The organism is Sphingopyxis sp. USTB-05 (assembly GCF_023822045.1).
In the GTDB taxonomy this organism is placed as follows: Bacteria; Pseudomonadota; Alphaproteobacteria; order Sphingomonadales; family Sphingomonadaceae; genus Sphingopyxis.
Map to the genome: position 1 here is coordinate 2,650,208 of NZ_CP084712.1, position 24,537 is coordinate 2,674,744.

Sequence of the window (24,537 nt, forward strand, 5' to 3'; positions counted from 1 at the left end):
CCATCGGCATCTTACACCTTCACGGTGTCTCGACTTCGCTCGACACGAACGGGATAGGTCAGTTCTTACTTAACCAACCGGTACTGGAAATTCAGCGTCAGCGTGTTGGCGACCCGGCCGGGTTCGACGGGGGTTGCCTTCGCCGAACCGGCGTCCATCGCCATGCGCACCATCGGCATCTGCGGCTGCGGCCCGAAGCTGCCGCCTTCGCTGATCGACACCAACTCGACGCCGCGGAAACCGGCGAGACGCGCATAATCCTGCGCTTTTGCTTCGGCCGACTTGATCGCGGTGCCGCGTGCGCCGACCAACTGCGCATCGGGATCCTTCATGCCAAACCACGGACCGTCGACATTGGTGCCGCCGGCGGCGACCAGCGCGTCGAGCAACGGCCCGATATCTTCGATCTTCGACGTCGTCGCGCGCACGCTGTTCGACACCTGATAGCCCAGGAAACGCGGCGGCTGACCGTCGCTGCGATTGTTATAATCATATTGCGGCGACAGGTTGATGCCGCTGGTCTGGATATCCTCGGCCTTGATCCCACGCGCTTTCGCCGCGGCAATCAGCTTGTCCATCGCGGCCGCATTCTGACGCATCGCCTCTACCGCGGTCGGTGCGGTGGTCGTCACGCCGGCGCCAACGGTCGCCTGATCGGGGCGCGAACGCACTTCCTCGCTGATGGCGAAGGTCAGGATCGGCCCCTGGGTCGTTGCTGCTGTCACCGTCGAACCTCCCTGCTGCGCAAGCGCGGGCGTTGCCGCCATCAGCGCCAGTCCGGTTGCCATAACGGCGAACATTTGCTTCGTCATTTCATTCTCCTGTGAACCGGGCTTTCGGTCATCTGTGATGTCCGCCCCGTAACGCAGACGGAGCAGACCCGTTCCGGCCTTTGTGCTGAGCGCGCTTGCATGATGCTGAACGTATCGGTAGCGCGCCGTTCATCATGGCAGCACCGATCTTATCTTATGAAGGCCTCGGCCTTGTGCAGGGCAGCGGCTGGCTGTTCCAGGACCTCGACATTTACGTCGGCGAACGCGACCGCCTTGCGCTGATCGGCCGCAACGGCGCGGGCAAGACGACGTTGCTCAAGCTGCTCGCCGGACAGATCGACGCCGACAAGGGCAAGCGCGTGATCGTGCCGGGCACGCATGTCGTCATGCTTGAACAGGAACCCGATTTTTCGGGCTTTTCGACGCTGATGGATTTCGCCGTGGCCGCGCCCAACGCGCCCGAGGAGCATGAGGTCGCCGCGATCGCCGACCAGCTTGGCATCGACATGTCGCGTACCGCAGCCAGCGCCTCGGGCGGCGAGCGCCGCCGTGCCGCGCTAGCTCGCGCCCTCGCACAAAATCCCGACGTGCTATTGCTCGACGAGCCGACCAACCATCTCGACCTCGCCGCGATCGACTGGCTCGAAAGCTGGCTTGCTCGCTACACCGGCGCTTTCGTCGCGATCAGCCATGACCGTACGTTCCTCACGCGCCTGACGCGTCAGACCCTCTGGCTCGACCGCGGCAGCATCCGCCGCAAGGAAATCGGCTTCGGCGGCTTTGAGGAATGGAGCGATGCCGTCGCGGCCGAAGAAGCACGCGCCGCCCAGCGCCTTGATTCGAAACTCCGGCTCGAGGCGCATTGGCTCGAACGCGGCGTCACCGCGCGCCGCAAGCGCAATCAGGGCCGCCTAGAAAAGCTCAAGGAAATGCGCGCCACCCGCGCCGCGATGATCGGCGGGCCCGGCGTCGCCAAGCTCGGCCTCGCCAATGACGACGTCCGTTCGAAATCGGTAATCGTCGCCGAGGGTGTCTCGAAAAGCTTCGGCGACCGCACGATCATCAAGAATTTCGATTTCCGCGTCCAGCGCGGCGACCGCATCGGCATCGTCGGCGCGAACGGCGCGGGCAAGTCGACTTTGCTCAAGCTTCTCACGGGCGAAATTCAGCCCGACGAGGGCAGCATCACCCTCGCCCCGACGCTCGACGGCATCATTATCGACCAGCAGCGCAGCCTGCTTTCGCCGGAAAAGACCGTCCGCGACATCCTCTCGGACGGCGGTGACTGGATCGAGGTGCGCGGCGTCAAAAAGCATATCCAGGGCTATTTGAAAGAATTCCTCTTCGATCCCGGCGTGATCGAGGCCAGCGTTGGCGCGCTGTCGGGCGGCGAACGTTCGCGCCTCCTTCTCGCGCGCGAATTCGCGCGCGAATCGAACCTGCTGGTACTCGACGAGCCCACGAACGACCTCGACCTCGAAACGCTCGACCTGTTGCAGGAAGTCATCGCCGATTATGCCGGCACCGTGCTGCTCGTCAGCCACGACCGCGACTTCCTCGACCGTACGGTCACCGTGACGCTCGGCCTCGATGGATCGGGCAAAGTCGACATCGTTGCGGGCGGCTATGCCGACTGGGAAGCGAAGCGGGTCAAGCCGAACGCCGCCAAAGCCAGGGCGGCCGCCGCGGCGCCGCCGCCGCCACCCACCGCGCGCAAGAAATTGAGCTACAAGGACCAGCGCGACTATGATCTCCTCCCTGCCCGGATCGAGGAAATCGAAAAGGAAATGGCGGCGATCGAGACCGAACTCTCCGACGGCAATCTTTTCGTGCGCGACAATGCGCGGTTCAATGCCCTGACGGGCAAGCTCGACAAGCTGCGCGATGAAAAAGCGGCGGCGGAGGACCGCTGGCTCGCGTTGGCCGAAGAGGTTGAAGGCCTCCAATAGCCGACCTCTAGAGAGCGATCCGCTGCCCCGTCGTGCAACGTCGATATAGGTCAGCTACTCTCCCTCTCGTCACCCCCGGACTTGACCCGGGGTCCCGCTTAATCTTGAAACCAATCGAGGCGCAAAAGCGGGATCCCGGGTCAAGCTCGGGATGACGGACGTGGGAGTCGGGACGCCCGCTCACCACCCAAAACCAACCTCTCCGCTTACGCCCTCATCCTCACCCCGTCCCGTAAAAGCGCGCCAGCCGGTCGAGCGCCAGTCCCAGCACCAGCTTGCCCGACCGCGCCGGCCACCCGAGCGCCTTTTCCGCATCCCCAATTCCCTCGCCCGCGCAGATCACGCGCCAGCAGATGTCGGCGAGACCCGGCCCTGCGGCATCGATCGCCGCGTGAAAACGCCGATGTGCATCGATCCGCGCAAGCGAGGCGTCCGAAGCGCGTGCGCCGCCGCGGTTCTTTCCCGGCGGCGCGGCATCCCAGCGCATCGTCACGTGGGCCGACAGCCCCGCGCGCTCATAGTCGCCCCGCAATCGCTCGCCCGCGCCGAGCTGCTCCGCCGTGAGCAACCCGCGCGATGCGAGCCAGGCGACCGGGCTTTCGGCGACATTGACCGTTACATGCCGCATCATCTGCCGCCCTCTCTTCACCGGATCGATGCGGTCGTCGGGGTGGACGCGGGTCTCGAGGCGCTGTGCGGTCATGCGATTCTCCTGTGCTGCACAGCGGGCTTGACACTGGAATATTTTGTAGGAAAGAAGAAACCGATTTGGTTATTTGAGGGTTTTGCGATGATCAACAGCATCCGCTCGGTCCGCCGCGCCAAGGGTCTGACGCTCGAAGAGGTCGGCCAGCGCTGCGTTCCGCCGACCACCGCCCAGACTATCGGCCGCCTCGAAACGGGCACCCGCACGCTGTCGCTCGGCTGGATGAACCGTATCGCCGCAGCGCTTGGCGTCGATGCTGCAGAGCTCGTCCAGTTGCCGCAGGATGCGCAGCTTACGATCACGGCGCTTCTCGGCGCAGAGGGCGCGCTGGCGCCCACCCGCGTCGAACAGGCGCTGACCGCGCGCCCGGGTGAGGATATGGTCGCAGTCCGCGTCACCTCGTCGATAGGCGACTATCGCGCGGGAGACGAAATCTGGTGTCGCCGGATCGAGGGGGACTGGGGCAGCATGCTCAACCGCGACCTTCTCGTCCCCCGCCCCGCCGGCCGCTTCTTCTTCGCGCGCCTGCTCAACGTCGACGGCGAAAAACTCCACCTGCTTCCGCTCGGCACCGGCCAGCGGCAGCAGGTCGTCAACAACCCACCTTGGGCCGCGGTCGCCGTCCGGTTGCTGCGCACACTCTAACTCAATTCCGTTCGCCCTGAGCTTGTCGAAGGGCCGTCCTTTTCTTTTCCCAAGAGGAAGAACAGTGCTTCGACAAGCTCAGCACGAACGGAAAGGAGGTTGCGCATGACGGCCCCCCTGCGCGTCCTGTCGATCGCCACGCTCTTTCCCGACGCGGCACGGCCGAACTTCGGCCTGTTCGTCGAGAAGAGCCTCCGCGCGCTCGCGGCGCAGCCGGGGATCGACCTCACCATCGTCGCCCCCGTCGGCCTGCCGCCCTTCCCGCTTTCGCTCCACAAGCGCTATCGCGCGCTGCGCAGCCTTCCGCGCTCCGAACAGTGGAACGGTCTCTCCGTCGTGCGTCCACGCTTCACCCTGATTCCGCGCTACGGCGCGCGCCGTAATCCGGCGAAGGTCGCCCGCGCGGTCCTTTCTGCCGTGCGAGGGCAACAGTTCGACGTTGCCGATGCCCAATTCTTCTACCCCGACGGTCCCGCCGCGATGCAGGTCGCCGAAGCGCTGGGCATTCCCTTTTCGGCGAAGGCCCGCGGCGCCGATATCAGCCACTTCGGCCATGATCCTGCCACCCGGTCGCAGGTGATCGAAGCGGGCACGAAGGCGGCCGGACTACTCGCGGTATCCGAAGCGATGCGCGACGACATGGCCGCGATCGGCATCGATACGGCAAGAACCACGGTCCACTACACCGGCATCGACACCGCGCGCTTTCACCCCGGCGACCGCGCCACCGCGCGCGCCGCGATCAGCATGGGCGACGCCCCCGCCATTCTTACCGTTGGCGCGCTGATCCCGCGTAAGGGCCAATCGCTCGTGATCGAGGCCCTACCCGCGCTGCCCGGCGTCCACTATTGGCTCGCCGGCGCCGGCGAAGAGGAAAGCCGTTACCGCGCGCTCGCGCAGAAGCTGGGCGTCGAAGGGCGCGTATATTTCATGGGCCCCGTAGCGAACGCCGACCTCCCCCGGCTCTATCGCGCCGCCGATGCCGTCGTCATGCCGTCGGCGAGCGAAGGCCTCGCAAATGCCTGGGTGGAAGCTCTCGCGTGTGGAACCCCCATCGTGATCAGCAACGCGGGCGGCGCCGCCGAACTGGTCACATCGCCCGTCGCGGGCCGCATTGTCGACCGCACCCCCGAAGCGATTGCCGAAGCGGTGCGCGCGATCCTCGCAAACCCGCCCCAGCCGTCCGAGGTCGCAGCCACCCTCGATGGCCGCTTCGACTGGGATCGCAACGGTTGCGAACTCGCTGCGCATCTCCGCCGCTGCGCGCGTCTCTAGATACGGCAACGCCGGCCCGCTCTTTGGAGCGGACCGGCGCCGTTTCATCTACAAAATCGCAAGAATTCAGACGACCGCGCCGTCGTCCTTGCGTTCGACGCGTTCGCCGCCTTCGATGCCAGCGGTCGTGCGCGGCACGAAGCTGTGCGGGCCGACCTTCAGCCACACCAGCACCGGCGTCGACATCAGCACCGAGGAATAGCCGCCGATGAACACCCCGAACAGCATCGCAGCGGTAAAGCCGAAAATCACGTCGGGGCCGAAAAGCAACAACATCCCAAGCGCCAACACCATCGCAACCGTCGTCATCACCGTGCGCGACAGCGTTTCGTTGATGCTGAGATTGAGAAGCGGAACAATCTCCATCTTGCGGTATTTTTTCAGATTCTCGCGAATACGGTCGTACACGACGATCGTGTCGTTGAGCGAATAGCCGACGATGGTCAGCAACGCCGCGACGCTGTTCAGGTCGAACTGCATCTGCGTCACGGCGAACAGGCCGAATGTCAGCGATACCTCATGGAACAGGCGGCCAAGCGCGCCGACGCCGAACTGCCATTCAAAGCGGATCCAGATATAAATGGAGATACCGAGAATCGCGAGACCAAGGCTGATCGCACCGGTGCGGATCAACTCCCCCGAAACCTTGCCCGACACGGTTTCGACCGAACCGGTCTTCGCGGTCGGGAAGGCCTTATGAATGCCCGAGACCAATTGCTGCCCCGCGCGTTCGGCCGCGTCCTTGTCGCCTTCCGGCAGCGCGGTACGGATCGACACGGCTTTGTCCGATCCGAACTGCTGGATCGTCGCTTCGCCAAGGCCAATATCGCCCACCTTTTCGCGGATTTCGTCGATCGGCGGCATGGCCTGCGTGAATTCCACGCGGACCGATTGGCCGCCGACGAAGTCGACGCCAAGGTTCAGACCCTTCACGGCGACCAGCGCGATCGACACGGCCACGAGGAAAAAGCTCATGAACGAGGCGAGCTTTCGCCAGCGCAGGAAATCGATGTTGGTGTCGTCAGGAACGAGTTTTAGCAAGCGCATCGTTTCGCTCCCTTAAATATTGATCGACGTCGGGCGCTTGGTCCGCAGCCAATGGGCTACGAACATGCGCGTGACGGTAACGGCAGTGAAAACGCTGGTTACGATACCGATGGTCAAGACCACCGCAAAGCCCTTGATCGGGCCCGACCCGAACCAGAACATCAACGCGGCGGCGATGACGTTGGTGACGTTCGCATCGAAAATCGCGCGGCTGGCTTCCGAATAGCCGAGTTCGATGGCCTGGAACACCTTTCGCCCGCGTTTCAGTTCCTCGCGTATGCGTTCGTTGATCAGCACGTTCGCATCGACCGCGGCGCCGATCGTCAGCACGAAGCCCGCAATACCGGGCAACGTCAGCGTCGCATTGAACGCCGCCATGACCGCGATGATCAGGAACACGTTAAAGACCAGCGCGACGCAGGCATAGACGCCGAAACGCCCATAGACGACGAGCATCAGTACCAGCACCGACACCGTGGCAATGATTCCGGCGATCGCGCCCTTGCGGATCGAGTCGGCGCCGAGTTCGGGCGTCACCGTCCGCTCCTCAACGACGGTCATCTTCACCGGCAGCGCACCCGAACGCAGCGAAATCGCCAGCGCATTGGCGCTCGCAACGCTGAAGCTGCCCGAAATCTGCGCGCTGCCGCCAAGGATCGGCTCGTTGATCGACGGCGCCGACAGCACCTTGCCGTCAAGCACCATCGCGAACCGCTTGCCGACGCTCTGCGCGGTAACCTTGGCAAAGGTGTTCGAACCGCCCGAATCGAACCGGATCGAAACGACCGGCTGGTTGTTCTGCGGATCATAGCTCTGCTTGGCGTCGATCAGCTGCTCGCCGCTGATCATCACCTGACGGCGCAGCACTTCGAACGCCGCGCCGTTGCCCTCGCCCACGGCATAGGGAACGATTTCGCTGCCCACGGGCACGCGGCCCGCGGCCGCCTCGGCGGGGTCCGCATTGGCGTCGACCATGCGGAATTCAAGCCGCGCGGTCTTGCCGATCAATTCCTTCAGCGCCGCCGGATCCTGCAGACCGGGGACCTGCACCACGACGCGGTCGGTGCCTTCGCGGATGATCGTCGGTTCGCGCGTACCGAGCGCGTTGACGCGCTTGTCGATGATGTCGCGCGCGGTATCCATCGCGTTCGCGACCGCCTGCGCCTGTCCGGCGCCGGTCGGAGTCATCTCGATCCGCGTTGAATTGACGACCGTGACCGTCCAATCGCGCTGACCCGTCAGCTGCGCACCGCGCGTCTCGTTGAACAAGCGTTCGCGCGCTTCGTCGAGCTTCGAAAGGTCGCGGACAAGGAAGCTGATCTTGCCGCCCGCGGTCGACAGTTCGCCGATCGCGATGTCATCGTCCGGGCCGGTTTCGCCACGCATCGCTGCGCGCACGGTCTTTTCCATGTTCGCGAGCTGCGTCTTGCGGAGGTCGTTGATGTCGGCCTCGAGCAGCAAATGGCTGCCGCCGGCAAGGTCGAGGCCCAGGTTGACCTTCGCCTGCAGGAAGGACGGCAGGCTATTGACCGTCTTTTCGGGAAGAAAACTGGGGATGGAAAAGAGGATACCAAGCAGCAGGATGATGCTGATGCCGATGGTCTTCCAGCGCGGGAAATCGAGCATGGTCTATTGATCCGATAGCTGGAGCGGGCCCGCGAAGGACGCGGGCGCCGCCGCGTCAGTCGTTGGCGGGCTTGCCACCGGGCTGCAGAACGTCGGCCAGGGTCGACTTCACGACCTTGATCTTCACGCCCTGTGCGATTTCGACATCGACGAAATCATCGTCGACGCGCGTGATCTTGCCGACGATGCCGCCGCCCGTCACGACCTGATCGCGCGGCTTTACCGCTGCAACCTTGGCGCGATGTTCCTTGGCGCGAACCTGCTGCGGGCGGATCAGGAAGAACCAGAAAACCGCGAAGATCAGCAGATAGGGAACCAGCATCAGGAAACCGGCAGCCCCGCCGCCCGATCCGGCCGCCTGGGTCAGAAGCAATTGCGTCGACATGAGTGAAAAACTTTCCGTTCGTAAGCAGCGCCCATTCCCCTCCGGAACCGGCACGCAAATATGGCGCGGCGCCTATCACGCAGGGGCCTTGCGCGCAACCGGTCGTGCGCGCCCCTCCCCCTTGGCAAGCGCGGCCGAAATGGGAATGATGCCCGCCATATCAAGCCCGCCAGGCCGATCGTCGCAATAACCGCCCATCGCCGCTTGCATCGCCCGCCAACCCGCGCTAGGGGCCTCGCCTGCCCTTACGGGGGCCGGTCGGGACGTAGCGCAGCCTGGTAGCGCATCACACTGGGGGTGTGGGGGTCGGAGGTTCGAATCCTCTCGTCCCGACCAATTTAACTGACAATTTGACAGCGTCCTGCCAGGATAGCACGCCTATCGGGGCGGGCGCGATGCATCGGCGTCGCCCCTATCCACGTGCGATATCGCGCCGACCGGAAAGCGAAGGATATGCAGGCAGGCCTTTTGATCGTCGCCGCCGCATTTCTGACTTCCATTCTTTCGGGCATTTTCGGCATGGCGGGCGGGCTCGTCTTCATGGGCGTGCTCGCGTGGATACTGCCCGTCACGACGGCCCTCGCCCTTCACGGCGTCATCCAATTCGCATCGAACGCCTGGCGCGTCGTGCTGCACCGCGCGCATGTTGCATGGCCGGTGCTGATCTGGTTTGGCATCGGGGCGGCGGCCTCGATCGGCTTTTTCTCGCTGGTGATCTTCACGCCGACCAAATTTTACGTTTTCCTCGGGCTCGGCCTGATGCCGATCCTCGTCTGGCTGCCCGAACGCTGGCTGGCGCTCGACGCGACCAATCGCTGGCACGCACTCGGCGGCGGCTTCGTCTCGACCGGGCTCGCGCTCGTCTCGGGCGTGTCGGGCCCGGTTACCGACCTTCTGTTCATCCATACCAGGCTGGGCCGGCATCAGGTCGTCGCGACAAAGGCGGTCATGCAGGCGATCGGGCACGCATCGAAAATCCTTGTCTATGGCGCGCTGTTGCTCAGCGCTTCGGCGCGCGAAATCATGCCGCTGTCCGTAACCGCCGTCGCCGTTCTTGCGTCGATGGCGGGAATCATGGTCGGCGGCGCCATCCTCGACCGCATCAGCGACGCGCATTTTCGTGCCAGCCGCCGCTGGATCGTCACGATCATCGGCGCCACCTTTTTGTATCAGGCGATCCAGATCGCGCTTGCCTGAAACCCCATGCACGCCCGAGATACGGATATGACATCGAATCGCGAAGCCACCACCATCCGCATCGTCGACATGCACACTGCCGGCGAACCCGTCCGCATCGTCGAGGCCGGCTATCCCCCGCTCGCCGGCAACACGATTCTTGAAAAGCGCCGCGATGCGCTGGAACGGTTCGACCATCTGCGGACGATGCTGATGCTCGAACCGCGCGGGCATGACGGGATGTACGGCGTGATTCCGACCGATCCCTCAGCGCCGGGCGCCGACCTTGCTGTGCTGTTCACGCATCAGGAGGGATACAGCACGATGTGCGGCCATGCGACGATCGCGATCGGCCGCTGGGCGGTCGACACGGGACGCGTCGCGCTCATCGACGGCAAGGCCAGCTTCGGGCTCGAAGCCCCGTGCGGCGTCATCCAGGTCGAGGTCGAGACGGACGAAGACGGCGCCGCCCGCGTCGCGTTCGAAAGCGTCCAGTCTTTCGCGAATGCCCTCGATCGAACCGTCGAAGTCCCCGGTCTCGGCGCCGTGCGCGTCGACATCGCATTCGGCGGCGCTTTCTACGCGATCCTGCCCGCAAGCCGCATCGGCCTGTCGCTGCTGGAAACGCCGCTGACCGAGTTGGTGCGGGCGGCGACCGCGATCACCGAAACGATCCGCGCCGGTGCCCCGATCGTCCATCCGACCGAGTCGGACCTGGGCTTCCTCTACGGCACGATCCTGACCGACGACGTCGCACTCGGCGCGCGTGGCGGCCGGCCGAGCTATAATCTCTGCATCTTCGCCGACGGACAGATCGACCGTTCGCCGACCGGCAGCGGGGTGACCGCACGGATCGCGCTTGCGGCGGCAAAGGGAGAGATGACGGTCGGCGATAGCTGCGAAATCCGCGGTGTATCGGGCGAAGGCTTCACGGGAACGCTCGCCGTCACGACCGGAAGCGGGCTCGACGCCGTTTCGCGTGTCCGGGTCAGCGGCCAAGCATGGTATTCGGGGCGCAGCGAGATGATCGCCGAACCCGGCGATCGTTTCAGCGCCGGCTTCACGCTCCCGCGCCGCCTGTCCGACCTCGACACGCCGGTGTGACGCCGCCCGCCGGCCGCACTGCTATGCGGCGCGGCACCACGCTGGCGAAGACGGCCGATCGCGACTAGGAGCGCCGGCATGGAATTCGCGCCCGAAATCTTCGCCTTCCTGATCGGCGTCGCCTTTCTCGCCGGAACGATTGACGCGATGGCGGGCGGCGGCGGCCTGCTCAGCATCCCCGCGTTGATGGCAGCAGGAGTTCCGCCGGTTTCCGCGCTTGCAACGAACAAGCTGCAAAGCACCCTCGGCACGGCATCGGCCTTCCTGACCTTCTGGCGCGAGGGGCATGTCGACCTCCGCCGTTTTGCCTGGCCCGCGGCGGGCGCCTTCGCCGGATCGGTGCTCGGCGCGACCGTAGTCCAATATGTCCGCGCCGACTTCCTCGCCGCGCTCGTCCCGCTGCTCCTGATCGCAATGGGCCTTTATTTCCTGCTCGCGCCGCCGATGAGCAGCATCGATCGCCACGCACGCGTTGGCCCACTCGGGCTGACGCTCATCGTGACGGCGCTCGGCTTCTATGACGGCTTCTTCGGCCCCGGCACCGGATCGTTCCTGACGCTGACGCTCGTCGCGCTCGGCGGCCTCGGCCTGGTGCGCGCGATCGGAAATACGAAGTTCCTCAACCTCGCGACGAACATTGCGGGCCTGCTCGCGATGATCGTCGGCGGCCATGTCCTCTGGCTGCTCGGTCTGTCGATGGCCGCCGCCAATGTCGCGGGCAACCAGCTCGGCGCGCGGCTCGCGATCCGTTTCGGCGGACGCGGGGTGCGGCCCTTGCTCGTCGTCATGTCCTTTGCGCTCACCGCAAAGCTGCTCGCCGACCCCGCGAATCCGCTCTGGACGCTTTTTTAGGGCTGTCCTTCCTCTGCGGGCGGCGGCGGTTCCGCCCGCGCCTTTTGCTTCGCGGCGAGTTCCGCCTTGTCGACCACGCCGTCGCCATTGGCATCGAGGAACTTGATAAAGGCATCGACCCTTTCCGGCGACGCCTTGGCCGGATCGCCCTGCTGCTGGGCGCGCATTTCAGCCATCTTGGTGATTTCGGCCTTGTCGAGCTTGCCGTCGCCGTTGGCGTCGATCATCGCGAACATGCGGCCGCCATCCTGCGGCGGCTGGGCGGCGCACACGGCCGGAACCGCGAGCCCGAAGCTTGCGGCAATCATCGTCAATTTCTTCATTCCATGTCCTTCGGTCATATCGGCAATTGTGCCGGGACGCCCCGAAGCGGACATGGCAGTTCGCGTGTCGCAAAACTATGGCAGCGGCTTCGGCTCGTCACGGTTTCAGCACGACCTTGCCCACTACCTCCCGTCGTTCGAGCATCGCAAAGCCCTCGCGCCAGTCGGCAAGGTCGAGCGACGCGTGGACATGCGGCCGGATTTTCCCTGCCGCCGCCAGCGCATCGATCGCCGCCACATTTTCCGCGCCGCGATCGGGAAAGCGGCGGCCATATTCCCCCGCGCGCACGCCGACGACCGAAAAACCCTTGATCAGCGGCATGTTCACCGACACCTCCGGAATCCGGCCCGAGGTAAAGCCGATAACGAGCAGACGTCCGCCAAATGCGATGCAGCGCGTCGATTCGTCGAATATGTCTCCGCCGACCGGATCGAAAATCACATCGGCCCCCTTGCCTCCGGTCAACGCCTTCACCTCGTCGCGAAACCCCGGCTCGGCCGATATCACAGCGTCGGGCGCGTAAAGCCGCGCGATCGCATCGCGCTTTTCTGCGCTGCTCGCCGCCGCGATCACGCGCGCGCCCAGCGCTTTCGCCAGATCGACCGTCGCCAGCCCGACCCCGCCCGCTGCGCCATGCACCAGCACCCACTCGCCCGGTTCGACCCGCGCGCAGCGGACGAGCGCGACATAGGCGGTCAGATAGGCGACCGGATAAGCCGCCGCCTCGTCCCAGCTTAACGCATCGGGCTTACGGCGCAGCGCACCCGGCGGAACGACGGCATATTCGGCCATCGCGCCGAAGCGGTTGCCGCCGACGACAGCATCGCCGGCTGCCCATTCGGAAACACCCTCGCCCACCGCGTCCACTTCACCCGAAAACTCCAGCCCCGACACGAAAGGCAGATCGGGCTTCAACTGATAGCCGCCACCCGTCATCAACAGATCGGGGAAATTGATCGCCGCCGAGCGCACCCGCACCCGCACTTCGCCGGGTCCGGGCTCCGGCATCGGCAGATCCGTCAGCGAAGCGCCGGCATGGGCGGGAAGTAGTTCGCGAACCTCGATTGCCCGCATCGGCAAAAACCCTTTCCTACATTATTCCAATATGGTTCGTTTCATCGGTTCAACCAACCAGAAGGAACGAATCATGCCACGACCAGACCCATCGACATGCGCCGTTGACGCATTGATCGATGCCGTCATCGACCGCGAGGGTCGATATGTAAACCACCCCGCCGATCGCGGCGGCCCGACCTGCTGGGGAATTACCGAAGCTGTCGCGCGGGCGCAGGGCTATGCCGGCGCGATGCGTGACTTGCCGCGCGGCGAGGCCGCAAGCATCTATCGCCGCCTCTACTGGCTCCGCCCCGGATTCGACAAGGTCGCGCTGCGGGCAGCAAAAATCGCTGCCGAACTGTTCGATACAGGCGTCAACATGGGCACCGGAACGGCCGCCGCCTTCCTCCAACGCTCGCTCAATGCCCTGAACCGCGCTGCGCGCGACTACCCCGACATCCCGGTCGACCGCGAAATCGGCCCGCGCACGCTGTCGGCGCTCGACGGCTTTCTCAAAGCGCGCGGCAAAAGCGGAGAGACCGTCCTTCTGCGTGCAATGGAGGCGTTGCAGGGCGAACGCTACATCGCGCTCGCCGAACGCCGTCCGAGTCAGGAGGCCTTTATTTATGGCTGGCTCGCCAATCGCATCGGCCCGGGCTGACCCGGCGGACGTCACTGCAAGGCTGAACTTCACTGAACTTTGACGACAAAGGAGTATCGGAATGAGCATCATCGAAGGCCTGATCGGCCCCATTGCCAAGCTGATCGACAAGATCATCCCCGACCCCGAAGCACGCGACCGCGCCAAGCTGGAACTGCTGAAGATGGAGGGCAGTCAGGAAATGGAAGCGATCCGCACGCGGATGACCGCGATCGTCGCCGAAGCGAACAGCGCCGATCCCTGGACCAGCCGTGCACGACCAAGCTTCCTCTATGTCATGTATGCGCTGCTGCTCTGGGCGATCCCCATGGGCCTGATCGCCGCCGCGCGGCCCGAAATGGCCAAAGGCATCGCCGACGGCATGAACGCCTATCTCACGGGAATCCCGGAATCGCTCTACGCGCTCTTTGGGACCGGCTACCTAGGCTACACTGCCGCAAGGGCGTGGGGCAAAGCGAAGGGGGTGGAGGGCTAGGGCGCGATAACATCGAATGCACTCGTCATTGCGAGCGGCGAAGCCGCGCGGCAATCCAGAGCGTGCGCAAACCGCTCTGGATTGGTTGACCTTCGGTCGCCTGCGGCCCGCTCCGCTCGCAATGACGAAGTGGGGCAGTTGAAAGTCATCAGGCTCGAAATCGCTTTGAAAGGCTCACGCGGAGACGCGGAGGAAAGAAAATAGGGTGGCAAAGCCGCCAATCGAATTTCTCAGCGTCTCCGCGCGAACAAAAAACTCCGCATTCTCTGCGCGATTCCTATTCGATCACTCTCGCCAAATTCGCCAGCGATGAATTCAACCCCGCCTCATGATCCTTTGCCGAAATCCCCGGCGGCACATGATGCGCATCGATCGTGACCAGCGTGCCGCCGCTCTGCCGCGACAAATACCAATGCATGTCCATCGTTCCCGAAAAGCGCGGATCGTCGGACTCGAATTCGACCTGCCACACCACCAGCCGCCCGTCGTCGAGTGTCGGAATATAGACTTCCACGACGTCGCTATCGTCGTCGCTCTTCGTCTCGACGTCGGCGTCGTCAAAGGTCAGCCGCATCAAAAAGCCGCCGCCTGCGCGCAGGTCGACATGCTCGAACGTTCCCGTCGCCCCCTCGGGCGGCAACCATTGCGCAAGCTTCGTCGCGCTCGTGAAGGCCGAAAAGACATCGACCAGCGGCGCAGCGATCAGCCGCTCGGCATGATCGGTGCGCCGCGTCTTCTTGGTCGGTTTCAAACGAGCGCCGCTTTGACCGCGGCCACCGCGTCGTTCGCCGCGCCGCCGTCGGGGCCGCCACCCTGCGCCATGTCGGGACGGCCGCCGCCGCCCTGCCCGCCAAGCGCCGCGACCGCCGCCTTGACGAGATCGACCGCGCTATGTTTCGGCGCGACGTCATCGGTCACCCCGACCGCGACCGAAGCGCGACCGTCGTTCACCGCGACGAGCATCGCAACGCCGCTGCCGACCTGCTTCTTAAGGCCGTCGACGGTGCCGCGCAGTTCCTTGGGATCAAGTCCGTCGACCACCTGCGCGAGGAAGGAGGTGTCGCCCACCTGCTCGACCGCCGGTCCGGCGGCCGAACCGCCACCGCCGCTCCCGGAACCGCCAAGCGCCAGCGCCTTCTTGGCGTCGGCGAGTTCGCGCTCGGCTTTTTTCAGCTGCTCGGCAAGCGCGGCGACGCGCGCCGGCACGTCGTCGGGCGACGTCTTGAGCGCCGCCGCCGCCGCTTTCAGCGCATCGTCGCGGCCATTGAGCCAAATACGCGCCGCCTCGCCGGTCAAAGCCTCGATGCGCCGCACACCCGAAGAAACCGCACTTTCGCCGACGATCTTGAACAGTGCGATGTCGCCCAGCGCGCGGACGTGCGTGCCGCCACAAAGTTCGACCGAATAATGATGGTCGTCGGCCGCCCCCATGCTGAGGACGCGGACCTCGTCGCCATATTTCTCGCCGAACAGCGCCAGCGCGCCCGCCGCCACGGCATCGTCGGGCGTCATCAGCCGCGTCGAAACCGTCTCATTGCCGCGAATCTGCGCATTCACATCGGCCTCGATCTGCGCAATTTCTTCCGCAGTCAGTGCCTTGGGATGCGAGAAGTCGAACCGGAAGCGGTCCTCGGCGACCAGGCTGCCCTTCTGCGTCACATGCCCGCCAAGTCGATTGCGGAGCGCCGCGTGCAGCAGGTGCGTCGCGCTGTGGTTGGCGCGGATGCGGTCGCGGCGTTCGGCGTCGACGACGAGTTGCACCGTATCGCCGACCTTCAGCGTCCCCGCCTCCAGCTTCGCCTGATGCGTGTGCAGACGGCCGAGCGGCTTGCCCGTGTCGCTGACGAACGCCTTCGCACCTTCCAGCGTCGCGATCGTCCCTGCGTCGCCCATCTGGCCGCCGCTTTCGCCATAAAAGGGCGTCTGATTGGTCAGCACGGTGACTTCGTCGCCCGCCTTCGCTTCGTCGACCGGCTTGCCGTCCTTGACGAGGCCGATGATGGTCGCCTCGCCCGCGGTCGAGCTATAGCCGGTGAATTCGGTGCTGCCGTTGGTTTCGGCCAGGTCGAACCAGATTTCGTCCGATGCCTTCTCGCCGCTGCCCTTCCACGCCGCGCGCGCTGCCGCCTTCTGCTGTGCCATCGCCGCATCGAACCCGGCGCGGTCGACACTGATGTCATTCGCGCGCAGAGCGTCTTCGGTCAGGTCATAGGGGAAGCCAAAGGTATCGTAGAGCTTGAACGCAACCTCACCCGACAGCGTATCGCCTTTGCCCATGCCGACCGTCGCCTCGTCGAGCAGACGAAGGCCCTTGTCGAGCGTCTGGCGGAATTTGGTTTCCTCGCGCTCCAGCGTTTCGGCGATGAGCGGCTGCGCGCGGATCAGTTCGGGATAGGCGGCGCCCATCTCGGCGGTCAGCGACGGCAGCAGCCGGTGCATCAGCGGATCCTTGGCGCCCAGCAGATGCGCGTGACGCATCGCACGGCGCATGATCCGGCGCAGCACATAGCCGCGGCCTTCGTTCGACGGCAGCACGCCGTCGGCAACAAGGAAGCTCGATGCACGAAGATGGTCGGCGATCACGCGGTGGCTGGCCTGCGTCGCGCCTTCGGCGGGAACCCCGGTCAGGTCGACCGATGCGGCGATCAGCGCCTTGAACGTGTCGGTATCATAATTGTCGTGGACGCCCTGCAGCACGGCCGCAACGCGCTCCAGCCCCATACCCGTGTCGATGCTCGGCCGTGGCAGGTCGACGCGCTCGCCGCCCGGCATCTGCTCATATTGCATGAACACCAGGTTCCAGATCTCGACGAAGCGGTCGCCGTCCTCCTCGGGCGATCCCGGCGGGCCGCCCCAGATATGGTCGCCATGGTCATAGAAGATTTCGCTACACGGCCCGCACGGCCCAGTGTCGCCCATCGACCAGAAATTGTCGCTCGTCGCGATGCGGATGATGCGCTCGTCGGGCAGACCAGCGATCTTTTTCCACAGGTCGAACGCTTCGTCGTCGGTGTGATAGACGGTCGCGGTCAGCTTTTCGGGCGCCAGGCCCCACGTCTTGGTAATCAGCGTCCACGCATGCTCGATCGCCTGTTCCTTGAAATAGTCGCCAAAGGAAAAATTCCCCAGCATTTCGAAGAAAGTGTGGTGGCGCGCCGTATAGCCGACATTGTCGAGGTCATTGTGCTTGCCGCCCGCGCGGACGCACTTCTGCGAAGAGGCGGCGCGGCTGTACGGCCGCTTCTCCAGCCCCGTGAAGACATTCTTGAACGGCACCATGCCCGCATTGACGAACATCAGCGTCGGGTCGTTGTACGGCACCAGCGGCGCCGACGGCTCGATATGATGCTGTGCCTCCCCGAAATAGTCGAGGAAAGAGCGGCGAATGTCGTTGGTCGATGTCATGCGCGCGATCTAGTGCGGAACGGCGCGTTTCTCAAGCGTGATGCACGCCGCCCCGCCCATCGCCTAGCGGCGGCACAGGCGATCGAGTTCCTCGTCGCTCATCCCTTCTTCGTCGATCAGCCGCTGCGAGATATATCGCACGTCATATTGCGCGATCTGATATTTGCTCTCGTTGACGCGATAGAGCAGCACGCCGCCGCATGTACCGGCAATTCCTGGGTGCGAGCTGAGAACCGCGAAATAGGCATAGGCGCCGGGATAGCTTGCATCGGGGGGATTGTTGAGCCAGCCGTCCAGCCGCGGCGTGAATTTGCCTGTGCCCGTCTGGTGCATCTTTGCCTCGCCGCTGAACCGGTTCATTTCTGCGGTCGTCGCTTCGAGTTGCGGGTCCATCATCGCCGCCAGCGCGCGCCCGTTGCCGGCGTCGAGATTGTCGAGGAAGCGCGTCACATATTGCGTTGCAGCCGTAGTGTCGGCGGCGCTCGCCTTCCAGTCGGCGGGCACCGGCTTATAAGGATCGGTCGCGGGGTCGATGCAGGAAAAGGCCTGACGAAAATCCTTGATCACCGTCACGCCGCGTTCGACGTCGATCTGGTTGTCGAAGAAATAACGCCCGAACCGGACCTTCAGCCGTCCGCACCGTTCCGTCGCCATCACCTTTATCCGCTCGATGACCGGATTATACTGATTCTCGTCGATGAGCGGGGTCGTCGCCGCATAGCCGCGGCCCGGCACCGCCTCGATCTTGATTTCAGGTGTCGTCGATGCCGCTGCCAGCAAGGCAGCCACGAATATCGTCGCCATAGTCTGTTCCCCACCACTTGCGCAGTGCCCCCCGGCCCTGCGTTTTCGCGCCGCGATTCGGTCCCGGCGCCCCACATATGATCGTGCTCAGACGGGTGGTAACTGACAAGCCAAAATTTCGCGTTGGATCAAATGTCTGTCGCGATCCCCTTGCCCAGATAACAGGGCAATTGCCGAAGCACGTCCACTTTGGGCACGCCATCCTCGATCAGGTCCGCCGGCACCTCGGACGTATCGGTACGTACCACGGTCCAACCGTCAGCAGGGGTCGCGCGGTGAACGACGACATAGCCGCAGTCCATCGTCCCGTCCTTGCGATCCCCGCGGAAATCGAACGCAGCATAAAGGCCCGCCGGCTGTCCGGCGGGATCAAGATACCAGCTGAGGCGAAGCGGTCGTATTTGCCCGTCAGCCCACAGCGTCGGCCGCTTCCGCAGGTTCATTTCCCATTCCAGCCGCGGGTTCGACGCCTGGAACGACAGCCTCAGCATCGCATAGGCGGCGGCGAAATCGCGCCGTTCGAGCGCGAGCGTATATTCGGCGAACCGGTCTATCGCGCCTTCCTCATCGGACGGCGACGGCTTGAACGTGCGGCCTTCGGGCGCGACAATCTCGCGTTCGACTTCGGGTGCGAGCGTCGGGGGCGCTGCGATCGCCCCCGACGTGCCGGCAATCAGGGCCACGCCGAAAAGGAAGGCACGGCCCCGAAAATCAATAGCCATAATAAGCGCCGCCCTTTTCTCGCGCTCGGCGCCATGCCGCCCGATCGTGGCACGCGTTCACAAAGGCCGCGAGCTTGGGATAGCGCGGCGCCATCCCTTGCATGATCGCTATCTCCGCTGGGAAGCTCAGCATGATGTCGGCCGCCGAAAGGCTGTCGCCGATGAAGTGGCCATTCTCCCCGACGCGGCTTTCCATATAGGCGAAGTGCGAATCGAGCTGCTGCCCAATGCGCGGCTCGATCGGCGCCGCGGCTTCGCCAAGGCGCGCGGTATAGATGCGCAGCAGGATCGGCGTCATCGCGGACCCTTCGGCGAAATGCAGCCATTCGAGGTGGCTGATATGATCGTCGGTCCCGCGTTCGGGAACCAGATGGCCGCCGCCGTGCCGCTCGCACAGATATTCGGTGATCGCGCCCGATTCGGTGACGACCCTGCCATTGTCTTCGATCACCGGCGACTTGCCGAGCGGATGGACCGCGAGCAGTTCGGGCGGCGCGAGGTTGGTCACCGGGTCGCGATCATAATATTTGATCTCGTACGGCGCGCCGATTTCCTCGAGCAACCAAAGAATGCGCTGCGAACGGCTGTTGTTCAGATGATGGACGATCAGGCTCATGGCATGTTCCTTTGGACGTCAGGGTTGATACGGCCCGTTGCGGTCGATCAGCGCCGCAAGTTCGCGCACCAGCTTGGCACCGAGAATTGCGGTGACGTCGCCGATATCGCGGCCGGGATGGAGTTCGACTATGTCTGCACCGACGATCGGCGCGGTCTGTTTGTGCAGCACGGCGAGCATTTCGCGCACCGTCAGGCCACCAGGCTCGGGATGCGCGACGCCCGGCGCGGCGGACGGATCGAGACCGTCGAGATCGATCGAAATATAGAGCGGCCCTTCGAGCACTGGCACCATGTCGGGCGTAAAGTCCGCCATCGGCACGATCTCCACCCCGAACCGGACGGCCTGTTCGCGGCAATGCGCGTTGAGCGTGCGAATCCCGACCTGCACCAGCCTCTTGGCATGACCCGCCTCACAGATGCGGGCGAAGGGCGAAGCATGGCTGCGCGGATTTCCGGAGAAGTCATCGTAGAGATCGGGATGCGCGTCGAAATGAAGGATCGTCACCGGCCCGTGGCAGGTCGCCGCAGCTTCGACGAGGGGAAAGGTCACGGCATGGTCGCCGCCGAGCGCGAGCGGAATTTCGCCATCTTCGCGAACATAGGCAATGTGCCGCCGGATCGCGGCGTCGTCCTGCACGGTGTCTTCGGTCAGCGCTAGGTCACCATCGTCGGTGAGCGCGATGTCGGTGCCGATTTCAGGGCCGAGCTCGCTCGCCATATTGCCGCGGTCGCTCCACAGCGCGGCGCGGATCGCGCCGGGACCGGCGGCGGCACCGCGTTCGAAGCTGCTGTTGATGTCGGTGGGCAAGCCGAAAAGGCGGATCGCGGGCATGCGCCGCTTGTAGCCGCTGCCAAGGTCCACGCAAGCCGCAACGGCGGCGAGAAGATCAACGGCGGGCGGGCCTACCTGCAGGGGAGAGGGAATGCAGGCGCCCCAAAGGGGCAAAGAGGGGGCTGGAAGCCCGCCGCCGTTAGCCGGCCGATCCACGCAAGGGCGAACCGGCCGGATGGCTATTACAGGTCGTCGTCACCCTCGTCGTCGGGGCCGGCCATCATTTCTTCGGCCACCGCGTCGGTCCGGCCGCGGATCGCGGCTTCGAGCCGTTCGCGCAATTCGGGGTTCTCGTTCAGGAAATTCTTCGCATTTTCGCGGCCCTGCCCGATGCGGATCGAGTCATAGCTGAACCATGCACCCGATTTCTCGACAAGCCCGGCCTTGACGCCGATGTCGAGGATTTCGCCGATTTTCGAAATGCCCTGCCCGTACATGATGTCGAATTCGACCTGCTTGAACGGCGGCGCGACCTTGTTCTTCACCACCTTCACGCGCGTGGTGTTGCCGACGATTTCGTCGCCATTCTTGATCTGGCCGGTGCGTCGGATGTCGAGGCGGACCGAGGCATAGAATTTGAGCGCATTGCCGCCGGTCGTGGTTTCGGGGTTGCCGTACATCACACCGATCTTCATGCGCAGCTGGTTGATGAAGATCACCATGCAACGCGAGCGGCTGATCGAGCCAGTAAGCTTGCGCAGCGACTGCGACATCAGGCGCGCCTGCAGGCCGACGTGACTGTCGCCCATCTCACCTTCGATTTCGGCGCGCGGAACCAGCGCTGCGACCGAGTCGACGACGAGCACGTCGATCGCGTTCGAACGCACGAGCGTATCGACGATTTCAAGCGCCTGCTCGCCCGTGTCGGGCTGCGACACGATGAGTTCGTCGATGTTCACGCCAAGCTTGCGGGCATAGACGGGGTCGAGTGCATGTTCGGCGTCGACGAAAGCGACGGTGCCGCCGGTCTTCTGTGCTTCGGCGAGCGTGTGCAGCGCTAGCGTCGTCTTGCCCGAGCTTTCGGGGCCATAGATTTCAATGACGCGGCCGCGCGGCAAGCCGCCGACGCCGAGCGCGATATCGAGGCCGAGCGAGCCGGTCGAGATCGCCTCGACCTGCATGGCTTCCTTCGAACCCAATTTCATTACCGAGCCCTTGCCGAACGCGCGATCGATCTGCGCGAGCGCGGCGTCGAGCGCCTTCTGCCTGTCCGTGTTGTTCACTGATTTCCCCGATTCGACGAGTGACAATTGTCCGGCCATGGCCGTCCCTTTCCAGCTCTAGAGCGACAGCAGAAGCATCGCAACGCCGGAACTATGTGCCACATTTGTTCTCACGGAACAAGTGAAGAACAAAATTAAATCCACCTGGACGAAAGGCTCGCTATTCTGCCGAAAACTCCTCGAGCGCCGCTTCAATGTCGCTGATCCGGAACGGCTTGGTGATCAGCCTGCGATGCGCGTGAGCTGGCGGAATGACGTCGCCCCCGCCCGAGGTGAAGGCAAAGGGGATGCCGCGTTCGGCAAGCGCGTCCGCAACCGGCCAGCCCTTTTCGTCGCCAAGGTTGATATCGACCAGTGCGCCGCTGAGTGGCTGGGCTGCGATAAGCGCGAGCGCCTCCTCGTTGGTGGTCGCCTGCGCGGGTTCGGGAAGGTCGAGTGCGTCGAACATGTCAGCAAGCATCATGCCGATCAGCACATCGTCTTCGACGAGCAGGATGGGATGATTACTGGCCATTCGACACCCGGTGCGCGGCATCGTCGAGTGCCGCCGAAGTCGCCTCGGCAAGCTGTGCGACCGAGAAGGGCTTCGGCAGGAAGGCGACATTGTCGATGTCAATCGACTGGCGCAACTGCTCCTCGGCATAGCCCGACATGAACAGAACGGGCAGGTCCGGCCGCTTCGCGCGCATCGCACGCACCATCGCCGGCCCATCCATCGTCGGCATCACAACATCGCTGATGATCAAATCGATCTTCTCCATTTGCGTGAAGCGTTCGAGCCCCTCTTCACCCTGCGCGGCGGTAACGACGCTATAACCCGCACGAGTCAGCGCGCGTTCCGCAACGGCGCGGACCATATCCTCATCCTCGACGAGCAGGATCGTGCCGGTGCCCCACTGACTCTTCTTCGGCTTGACCGGCGGCGGCACGACCACGGGCGCCTCGCCTTCGGCACGGTGAACGGGCAGATAGATCGAAAAGCTTGTCCCCTGCCCCGGCTTGCTGTCGGCAAAGATGAAACCCGCCGACTGTTTGATGATCCCGTAAACGGTCGAGAGCCCGAGTCCCGTACCTTTGCCGACATCCTTGGTCGTGAAGAAGGGTTCGAAAATCTTGGGCAACACATCGGCGGGAATACCGATGCCGGTATCGCTGACCTTCAGGGCGCAATAATCAGCGGGCGGCATGAATTCATTGCCCATCTGGCGCACATCGGCCGCCGATACGGGGAAGGTCTCCATTGTCAACGTCCCGCCGCCCGGCATCGCATCGCGCGCATTAACGGCGAGGTTGATGATTACCTGTTCGAGTTGGCCCGGGTCGGCGCGGACCGCACCAAGGCCGCGACCGTGATGCACCGACAACTGAACCGTCTCGCCGATCAGGCGCTTCAGGAGGTGCGACACCTCCGAAATCACGTCGGGTAGCTGGAGTATCTGCGGACGCAGCGTCTGTTGCCGCGAAAAGGCGAGCAATTGCCGCGTCAGGCTGGCGGCGCGGTTGGCGTTGCTGCGAATCTGCTGGATATCGTCATAGTCGCTGTCGCCCGGCGTATGACGCATCAGCATCAGGTCGCACGCCCCCAGAACGGCGGTCAGGATATTGTTGAAGTCGTGTGCGACGCCGCCCGCAAGCTGCCCGACCGCCTGCATTTTCGACGCCTGCGCGACCTGCCGCTTGAGCCGCGATTCCTCGCTCGAATCCTTGAGGCTGAGCAGCACCGCGGCCTCACCCAGCCCGCGCACGCCGACCACGCGCATCGACACCGGTTCGTTGCTTTGCCCCGCGAGGCGGATCGAGAGATCGCCCCCGACCTGCTGCCCGCTGCTGTGACGGCGGATCATGTCGGACAGCGGGCCTTTATCCTCGCCGACGACGATGTCGCCGGGGTAGCGCGGCATCTTGCCCTCGGGCAGGCTCGCGGCGCGGACGAAGGCGCGGTTCATATAAAGGAAGCGCCCGTCGCGATCGACCATCGCGAGCCCGAAGGGCAGCAGCGACAGCAGCGTTTCGACATAGGTTTGCGCGGTACCGCGATCGGTCGGCCCCATTTCCTCGTCGAGCATCGCGAGCAACATCGGCGTGTTGGTGTCGGCGGGCGCGAGCGGTATCTGGATCAGTCGCACCGGGGTCGCACGATCGCCCTCGCGCGCGAAATATAGCGCCCCGGCATCGTCGAGCCGGATCATCGGCGCCACGTCGCGGCCAGCATAATGGAGTGCGTCATCCTCGCCCAGCGCGCGGAGCAGAAAGGCCTGATTGGCGACTCGCAGCCGTCCTTCGGCGCTGACGAGGGCGGCCATCACCCCGGCGTGACCGAGCGTGCGTCCTGCGGGACCGTCCAGATTACGGACGATCTCGGCCACCAGGTCGAGCCGTTCGACAGCCGAGAAGCGCCAGACGAGATAATCGTCCGACTGCCCCGTGCGTGTCACCTGCGCACGCAACTGCAGCGGTCCGACACCAAGATCGTCGGCATAGCCCTCGCCGTCGCGCCACGCGATGCGGCCGGCATTTTTCAGCACTTCGGCACCGCGGCCCTCGAGCGGAAGGCCGGGCGGCGTCACGAAGCCGTTGAACCAGGTTCCAAACAGATCGTTGGCGCAGACCATCCGCCCGCCGCGATCGGTAACGGCAATCGCAACATCGTCGTGATTGACTGCCTGCCGCAGCATCGTCCAGTCGGGCGCGACCGCTTCGCCCGTCACCGCCGCCGGAAACAACCGGCGCGCGAGGAGCACCCCACCAGCAGCGACGGCGAGCCCGGCGAGGAAACCGCTCGCCAGCACCATATCGCGCGTCGCCCAGAACAGCAGGGCGCCGGACAGCAAAGCCAACCCGCCGAGCACCGCCTTGTCGACCTGCGACAGACCCGCCGG

General features: G+C 64.4%; 24 protein-coding genes and 1 tRNA gene. 9 read left to right on the forward strand and 16 right to left on the reverse strand.

The features are described from left to right. Positions 1 to 65: 65 nt before the first annotated feature. Complete coding sequence (locus KEC45_RS12305) at positions 66 to 812, reverse strand: SIMPL domain-containing protein (protein WP_252171084.1); 747 nt, start codon at positions 810 to 812, stop codon at positions 66 to 68. Positions 813 to 946: 134 nt separating this feature from the next. Here KEC45_RS12305 and KEC45_RS12310 point away from each other — a divergent pair, with 134 nt between their 5' ends. Continuing rightward, a complete protein-coding gene (locus tag KEC45_RS12310) occupies positions 947 to 2,722 on the forward strand; it encodes an ABC-F family ATP-binding cassette domain-containing protein (protein ID WP_062183675.1) in 1,776 nt (591 codons plus the stop codon). A gap of 220 nt (positions 2,723 to 2,942) precedes the next feature. Here the strand turns inward: KEC45_RS12310 and KEC45_RS12315 are convergent, their stop codons facing one another. Then, positions 2,943 to 3,353 carry a DUF6456 domain-containing protein gene (locus tag KEC45_RS12315; RefSeq protein ID WP_202966807.1) on the reverse strand — a complete coding sequence of 137 codons (411 nt, stop codon included), beginning with the start codon at positions 3,351 to 3,353 and terminating at the stop codon, positions 2,943 to 2,945. Positions 3,354 to 3,512: 159 nt separating this feature from the next. On the opposite strand from KEC45_RS12315, the gene KEC45_RS12320 reads away from it, so the two are divergent. Beyond that, the gene (locus KEC45_RS12320; protein ID WP_062183669.1) at positions 3,513 to 4,073 is read left to right on the forward strand and encodes a helix-turn-helix domain-containing protein; all 561 of its coding nucleotides are present in this window, start codon (positions 3,513 to 3,515) and stop codon (positions 4,071 to 4,073) included. Positions 4,074 to 4,178: 105 nt separating this feature from the next. Beyond that, on the forward strand, positions 4,179 to 5,348 hold the full coding sequence (locus tag KEC45_RS12325; protein ID WP_062178881.1) for a glycosyltransferase: 1,170 nt from the start codon (positions 4,179 to 4,181) through the stop codon (positions 5,346 to 5,348). Between the two features lie 66 nt (positions 5,349 to 5,414). On the opposite strand, the gene secF is transcribed toward KEC45_RS12325, so the two are convergent. Genes secF through yajC form a run of 3 tightly spaced genes read right to left on the reverse strand, consistent with a single transcriptional unit; the run spans position 5,415 to position 8,406 of the window. Then, positions 5,415 to 6,395, reverse strand: a complete 981-nt coding sequence (secF, locus tag KEC45_RS12330) for a protein translocase subunit SecF (RefSeq protein WP_062178878.1) — start codon at positions 6,393 to 6,395, stop codon at positions 5,415 to 5,417. Between the two features lie 12 nt (positions 6,396 to 6,407). Further along, positions 6,408 to 8,021, reverse strand: coding sequence for a protein translocase subunit SecD (gene secD, locus KEC45_RS12335; protein WP_062178876.1), 1,614 nt, complete (start codon positions 8,019 to 8,021; stop codon positions 6,408 to 6,410). Positions 8,022 to 8,076: 55 nt separating this feature from the next. Next, positions 8,077 to 8,406, reverse strand: a complete 330-nt coding sequence (gene yajC / locus KEC45_RS12340; RefSeq protein ID WP_052182143.1) for a preprotein translocase subunit YajC — start codon at positions 8,404 to 8,406, stop codon at positions 8,077 to 8,079. 259 nt (positions 8,407 to 8,665) lie between these two features. Here yajC and KEC45_RS12345 point away from each other — a divergent pair. The 4 genes from KEC45_RS12345 to KEC45_RS12360 all read left to right on the forward strand — a co-directional run bounded on the left by KEC45_RS12345 (position 8,666) and on the right by KEC45_RS12360 (position 11,538). Continuing rightward, positions 8,666 to 8,742 (forward strand) — tRNA-Pro (locus KEC45_RS12345). 117 nt (positions 8,743 to 8,859) lie between these two features. Continuing rightward, positions 8,860 to 9,603 (forward strand): sulfite exporter TauE/SafE family protein, encoded by a 744-nt coding sequence (locus tag KEC45_RS12350; RefSeq protein WP_252171085.1) that lies wholly within the window; start codon positions 8,860 to 8,862, stop codon positions 9,601 to 9,603. A 27-nt stretch (positions 9,604 to 9,630) separates the two neighbouring features. Beyond that, positions 9,631 to 10,686: a proline racemase family protein gene (locus KEC45_RS12355; RefSeq protein ID WP_062178870.1), complete on the forward strand. Its 1,056-nt coding sequence runs from the start codon at positions 9,631 to 9,633 to the stop codon at positions 10,684 to 10,686. Positions 10,687 to 10,764: 78 nt separating this feature from the next. After that, complete coding sequence (locus KEC45_RS12360) at positions 10,765 to 11,538, forward strand: TSUP family transporter (RefSeq protein ID WP_252171086.1); 774 nt, start codon at positions 10,765 to 10,767, stop codon at positions 11,536 to 11,538. On the opposite strand, the gene KEC45_RS12365 is transcribed toward KEC45_RS12360, so the two are convergent. Both KEC45_RS12365 and KEC45_RS12370 read right to left on the reverse strand, forming a co-directional pair. After that, positions 11,535 to 11,861, reverse strand: coding sequence for an EF-hand domain-containing protein (locus KEC45_RS12365; protein ID WP_062178864.1), 327 nt, complete (start codon positions 11,859 to 11,861; stop codon positions 11,535 to 11,537). The two genes, KEC45_RS12360 and KEC45_RS12365, sit on opposite strands and share 4 nt — an antisense overlap. 97 nt (positions 11,862 to 11,958) lie before the next feature. Next, positions 11,959 to 12,936 (reverse strand): NADPH:quinone oxidoreductase family protein, encoded by a 978-nt coding sequence (locus KEC45_RS12370; protein ID WP_062178861.1) that lies wholly within the window; start codon positions 12,934 to 12,936, stop codon positions 11,959 to 11,961. A gap of 73 nt (positions 12,937 to 13,009) precedes the next feature. Here KEC45_RS12370 and KEC45_RS12375 point away from each other — a divergent pair, with 73 nt between their 5' ends. Both KEC45_RS12375 and KEC45_RS12380 read left to right on the forward strand, forming a co-directional pair. Further along, a complete protein-coding gene (locus KEC45_RS12375; RefSeq protein ID WP_062183664.1) occupies positions 13,010 to 13,579 on the forward strand; it encodes a glycoside hydrolase family 108 protein in 570 nt (189 codons plus the stop codon). A gap of 61 nt (positions 13,580 to 13,640) precedes the next feature. Then, complete coding sequence (locus KEC45_RS12380) at positions 13,641 to 14,054, forward strand: holin family protein (RefSeq protein ID WP_062178858.1); 414 nt, start codon at positions 13,641 to 13,643, stop codon at positions 14,052 to 14,054. A 277-nt stretch (positions 14,055 to 14,331) separates the two neighbouring features. Here KEC45_RS12380 and KEC45_RS12385 read toward each other — a convergent pair whose 3' ends face one another. From KEC45_RS12385 to KEC45_RS12425, 9 genes are all read right to left on the reverse strand, one after another. Then, positions 14,332 to 14,805, reverse strand: a complete 474-nt coding sequence (locus KEC45_RS12385) for an SRPBCC family protein (protein WP_062178855.1) — start codon at positions 14,803 to 14,805, stop codon at positions 14,332 to 14,334. Beyond that, positions 14,802 to 17,459, reverse strand: a complete 2,658-nt coding sequence (alaS, locus tag KEC45_RS12390) for an alanine--tRNA ligase (protein WP_062178852.1) — start codon at positions 17,457 to 17,459, stop codon at positions 14,802 to 14,804. Before alaS ends, KEC45_RS12385 begins: the two co-directional genes overlap by 4 nt. Before the next feature lie 63 nt (positions 17,460 to 17,522). Then, positions 17,523 to 18,263: a hypothetical protein gene (locus tag KEC45_RS12395; protein ID WP_062178849.1), complete on the reverse strand. Its 741-nt coding sequence runs from the start codon at positions 18,261 to 18,263 to the stop codon at positions 17,523 to 17,525. Between the two features lie 128 nt (positions 18,264 to 18,391). Beyond that, complete coding sequence (locus tag KEC45_RS12400; RefSeq protein WP_062178846.1) at positions 18,392 to 18,985, reverse strand: hypothetical protein; 594 nt, start codon at positions 18,983 to 18,985, stop codon at positions 18,392 to 18,394. Further along, positions 18,975 to 19,601 carry a glutathione S-transferase family protein gene (locus KEC45_RS12405; RefSeq protein ID WP_062178843.1) on the reverse strand — a complete coding sequence of 209 codons (627 nt, stop codon included), beginning with the start codon at positions 19,599 to 19,601 and terminating at the stop codon, positions 18,975 to 18,977. The genes KEC45_RS12400 and KEC45_RS12405 overlap by 11 nt, the downstream gene beginning before the upstream one ends. An 18-nt stretch (positions 19,602 to 19,619) precedes the next feature. Continuing rightward, the gene (gene speB, locus KEC45_RS12410; protein ID WP_252171088.1) at positions 19,620 to 20,465 is read right to left on the reverse strand and encodes an agmatinase; all 846 of its coding nucleotides are present in this window, start codon (positions 20,463 to 20,465) and stop codon (positions 19,620 to 19,622) included. 152 nt (positions 20,466 to 20,617) lie between these two features. Then, positions 20,618 to 21,697: a recombinase RecA gene (recA, locus tag KEC45_RS12415; protein ID WP_062178841.1), complete on the reverse strand. Its 1,080-nt coding sequence runs from the start codon at positions 21,695 to 21,697 to the stop codon at positions 20,618 to 20,620. A 121-nt stretch (positions 21,698 to 21,818) separates the two neighbouring features. Continuing rightward, positions 21,819 to 22,172 (reverse strand): response regulator, encoded by a 354-nt coding sequence (locus KEC45_RS12420; RefSeq protein WP_062178838.1) that lies wholly within the window; start codon positions 22,170 to 22,172, stop codon positions 21,819 to 21,821. After that, a complete protein-coding gene (locus KEC45_RS12425) occupies positions 22,162 to 24,507 on the reverse strand; it encodes a response regulator (protein ID WP_238586717.1) in 2,346 nt (781 codons plus the stop codon). The genes KEC45_RS12420 and KEC45_RS12425 overlap by 11 nt, the downstream gene beginning before the upstream one ends. Positions 24,508 to 24,537: the final 30 nt, after the last annotated feature.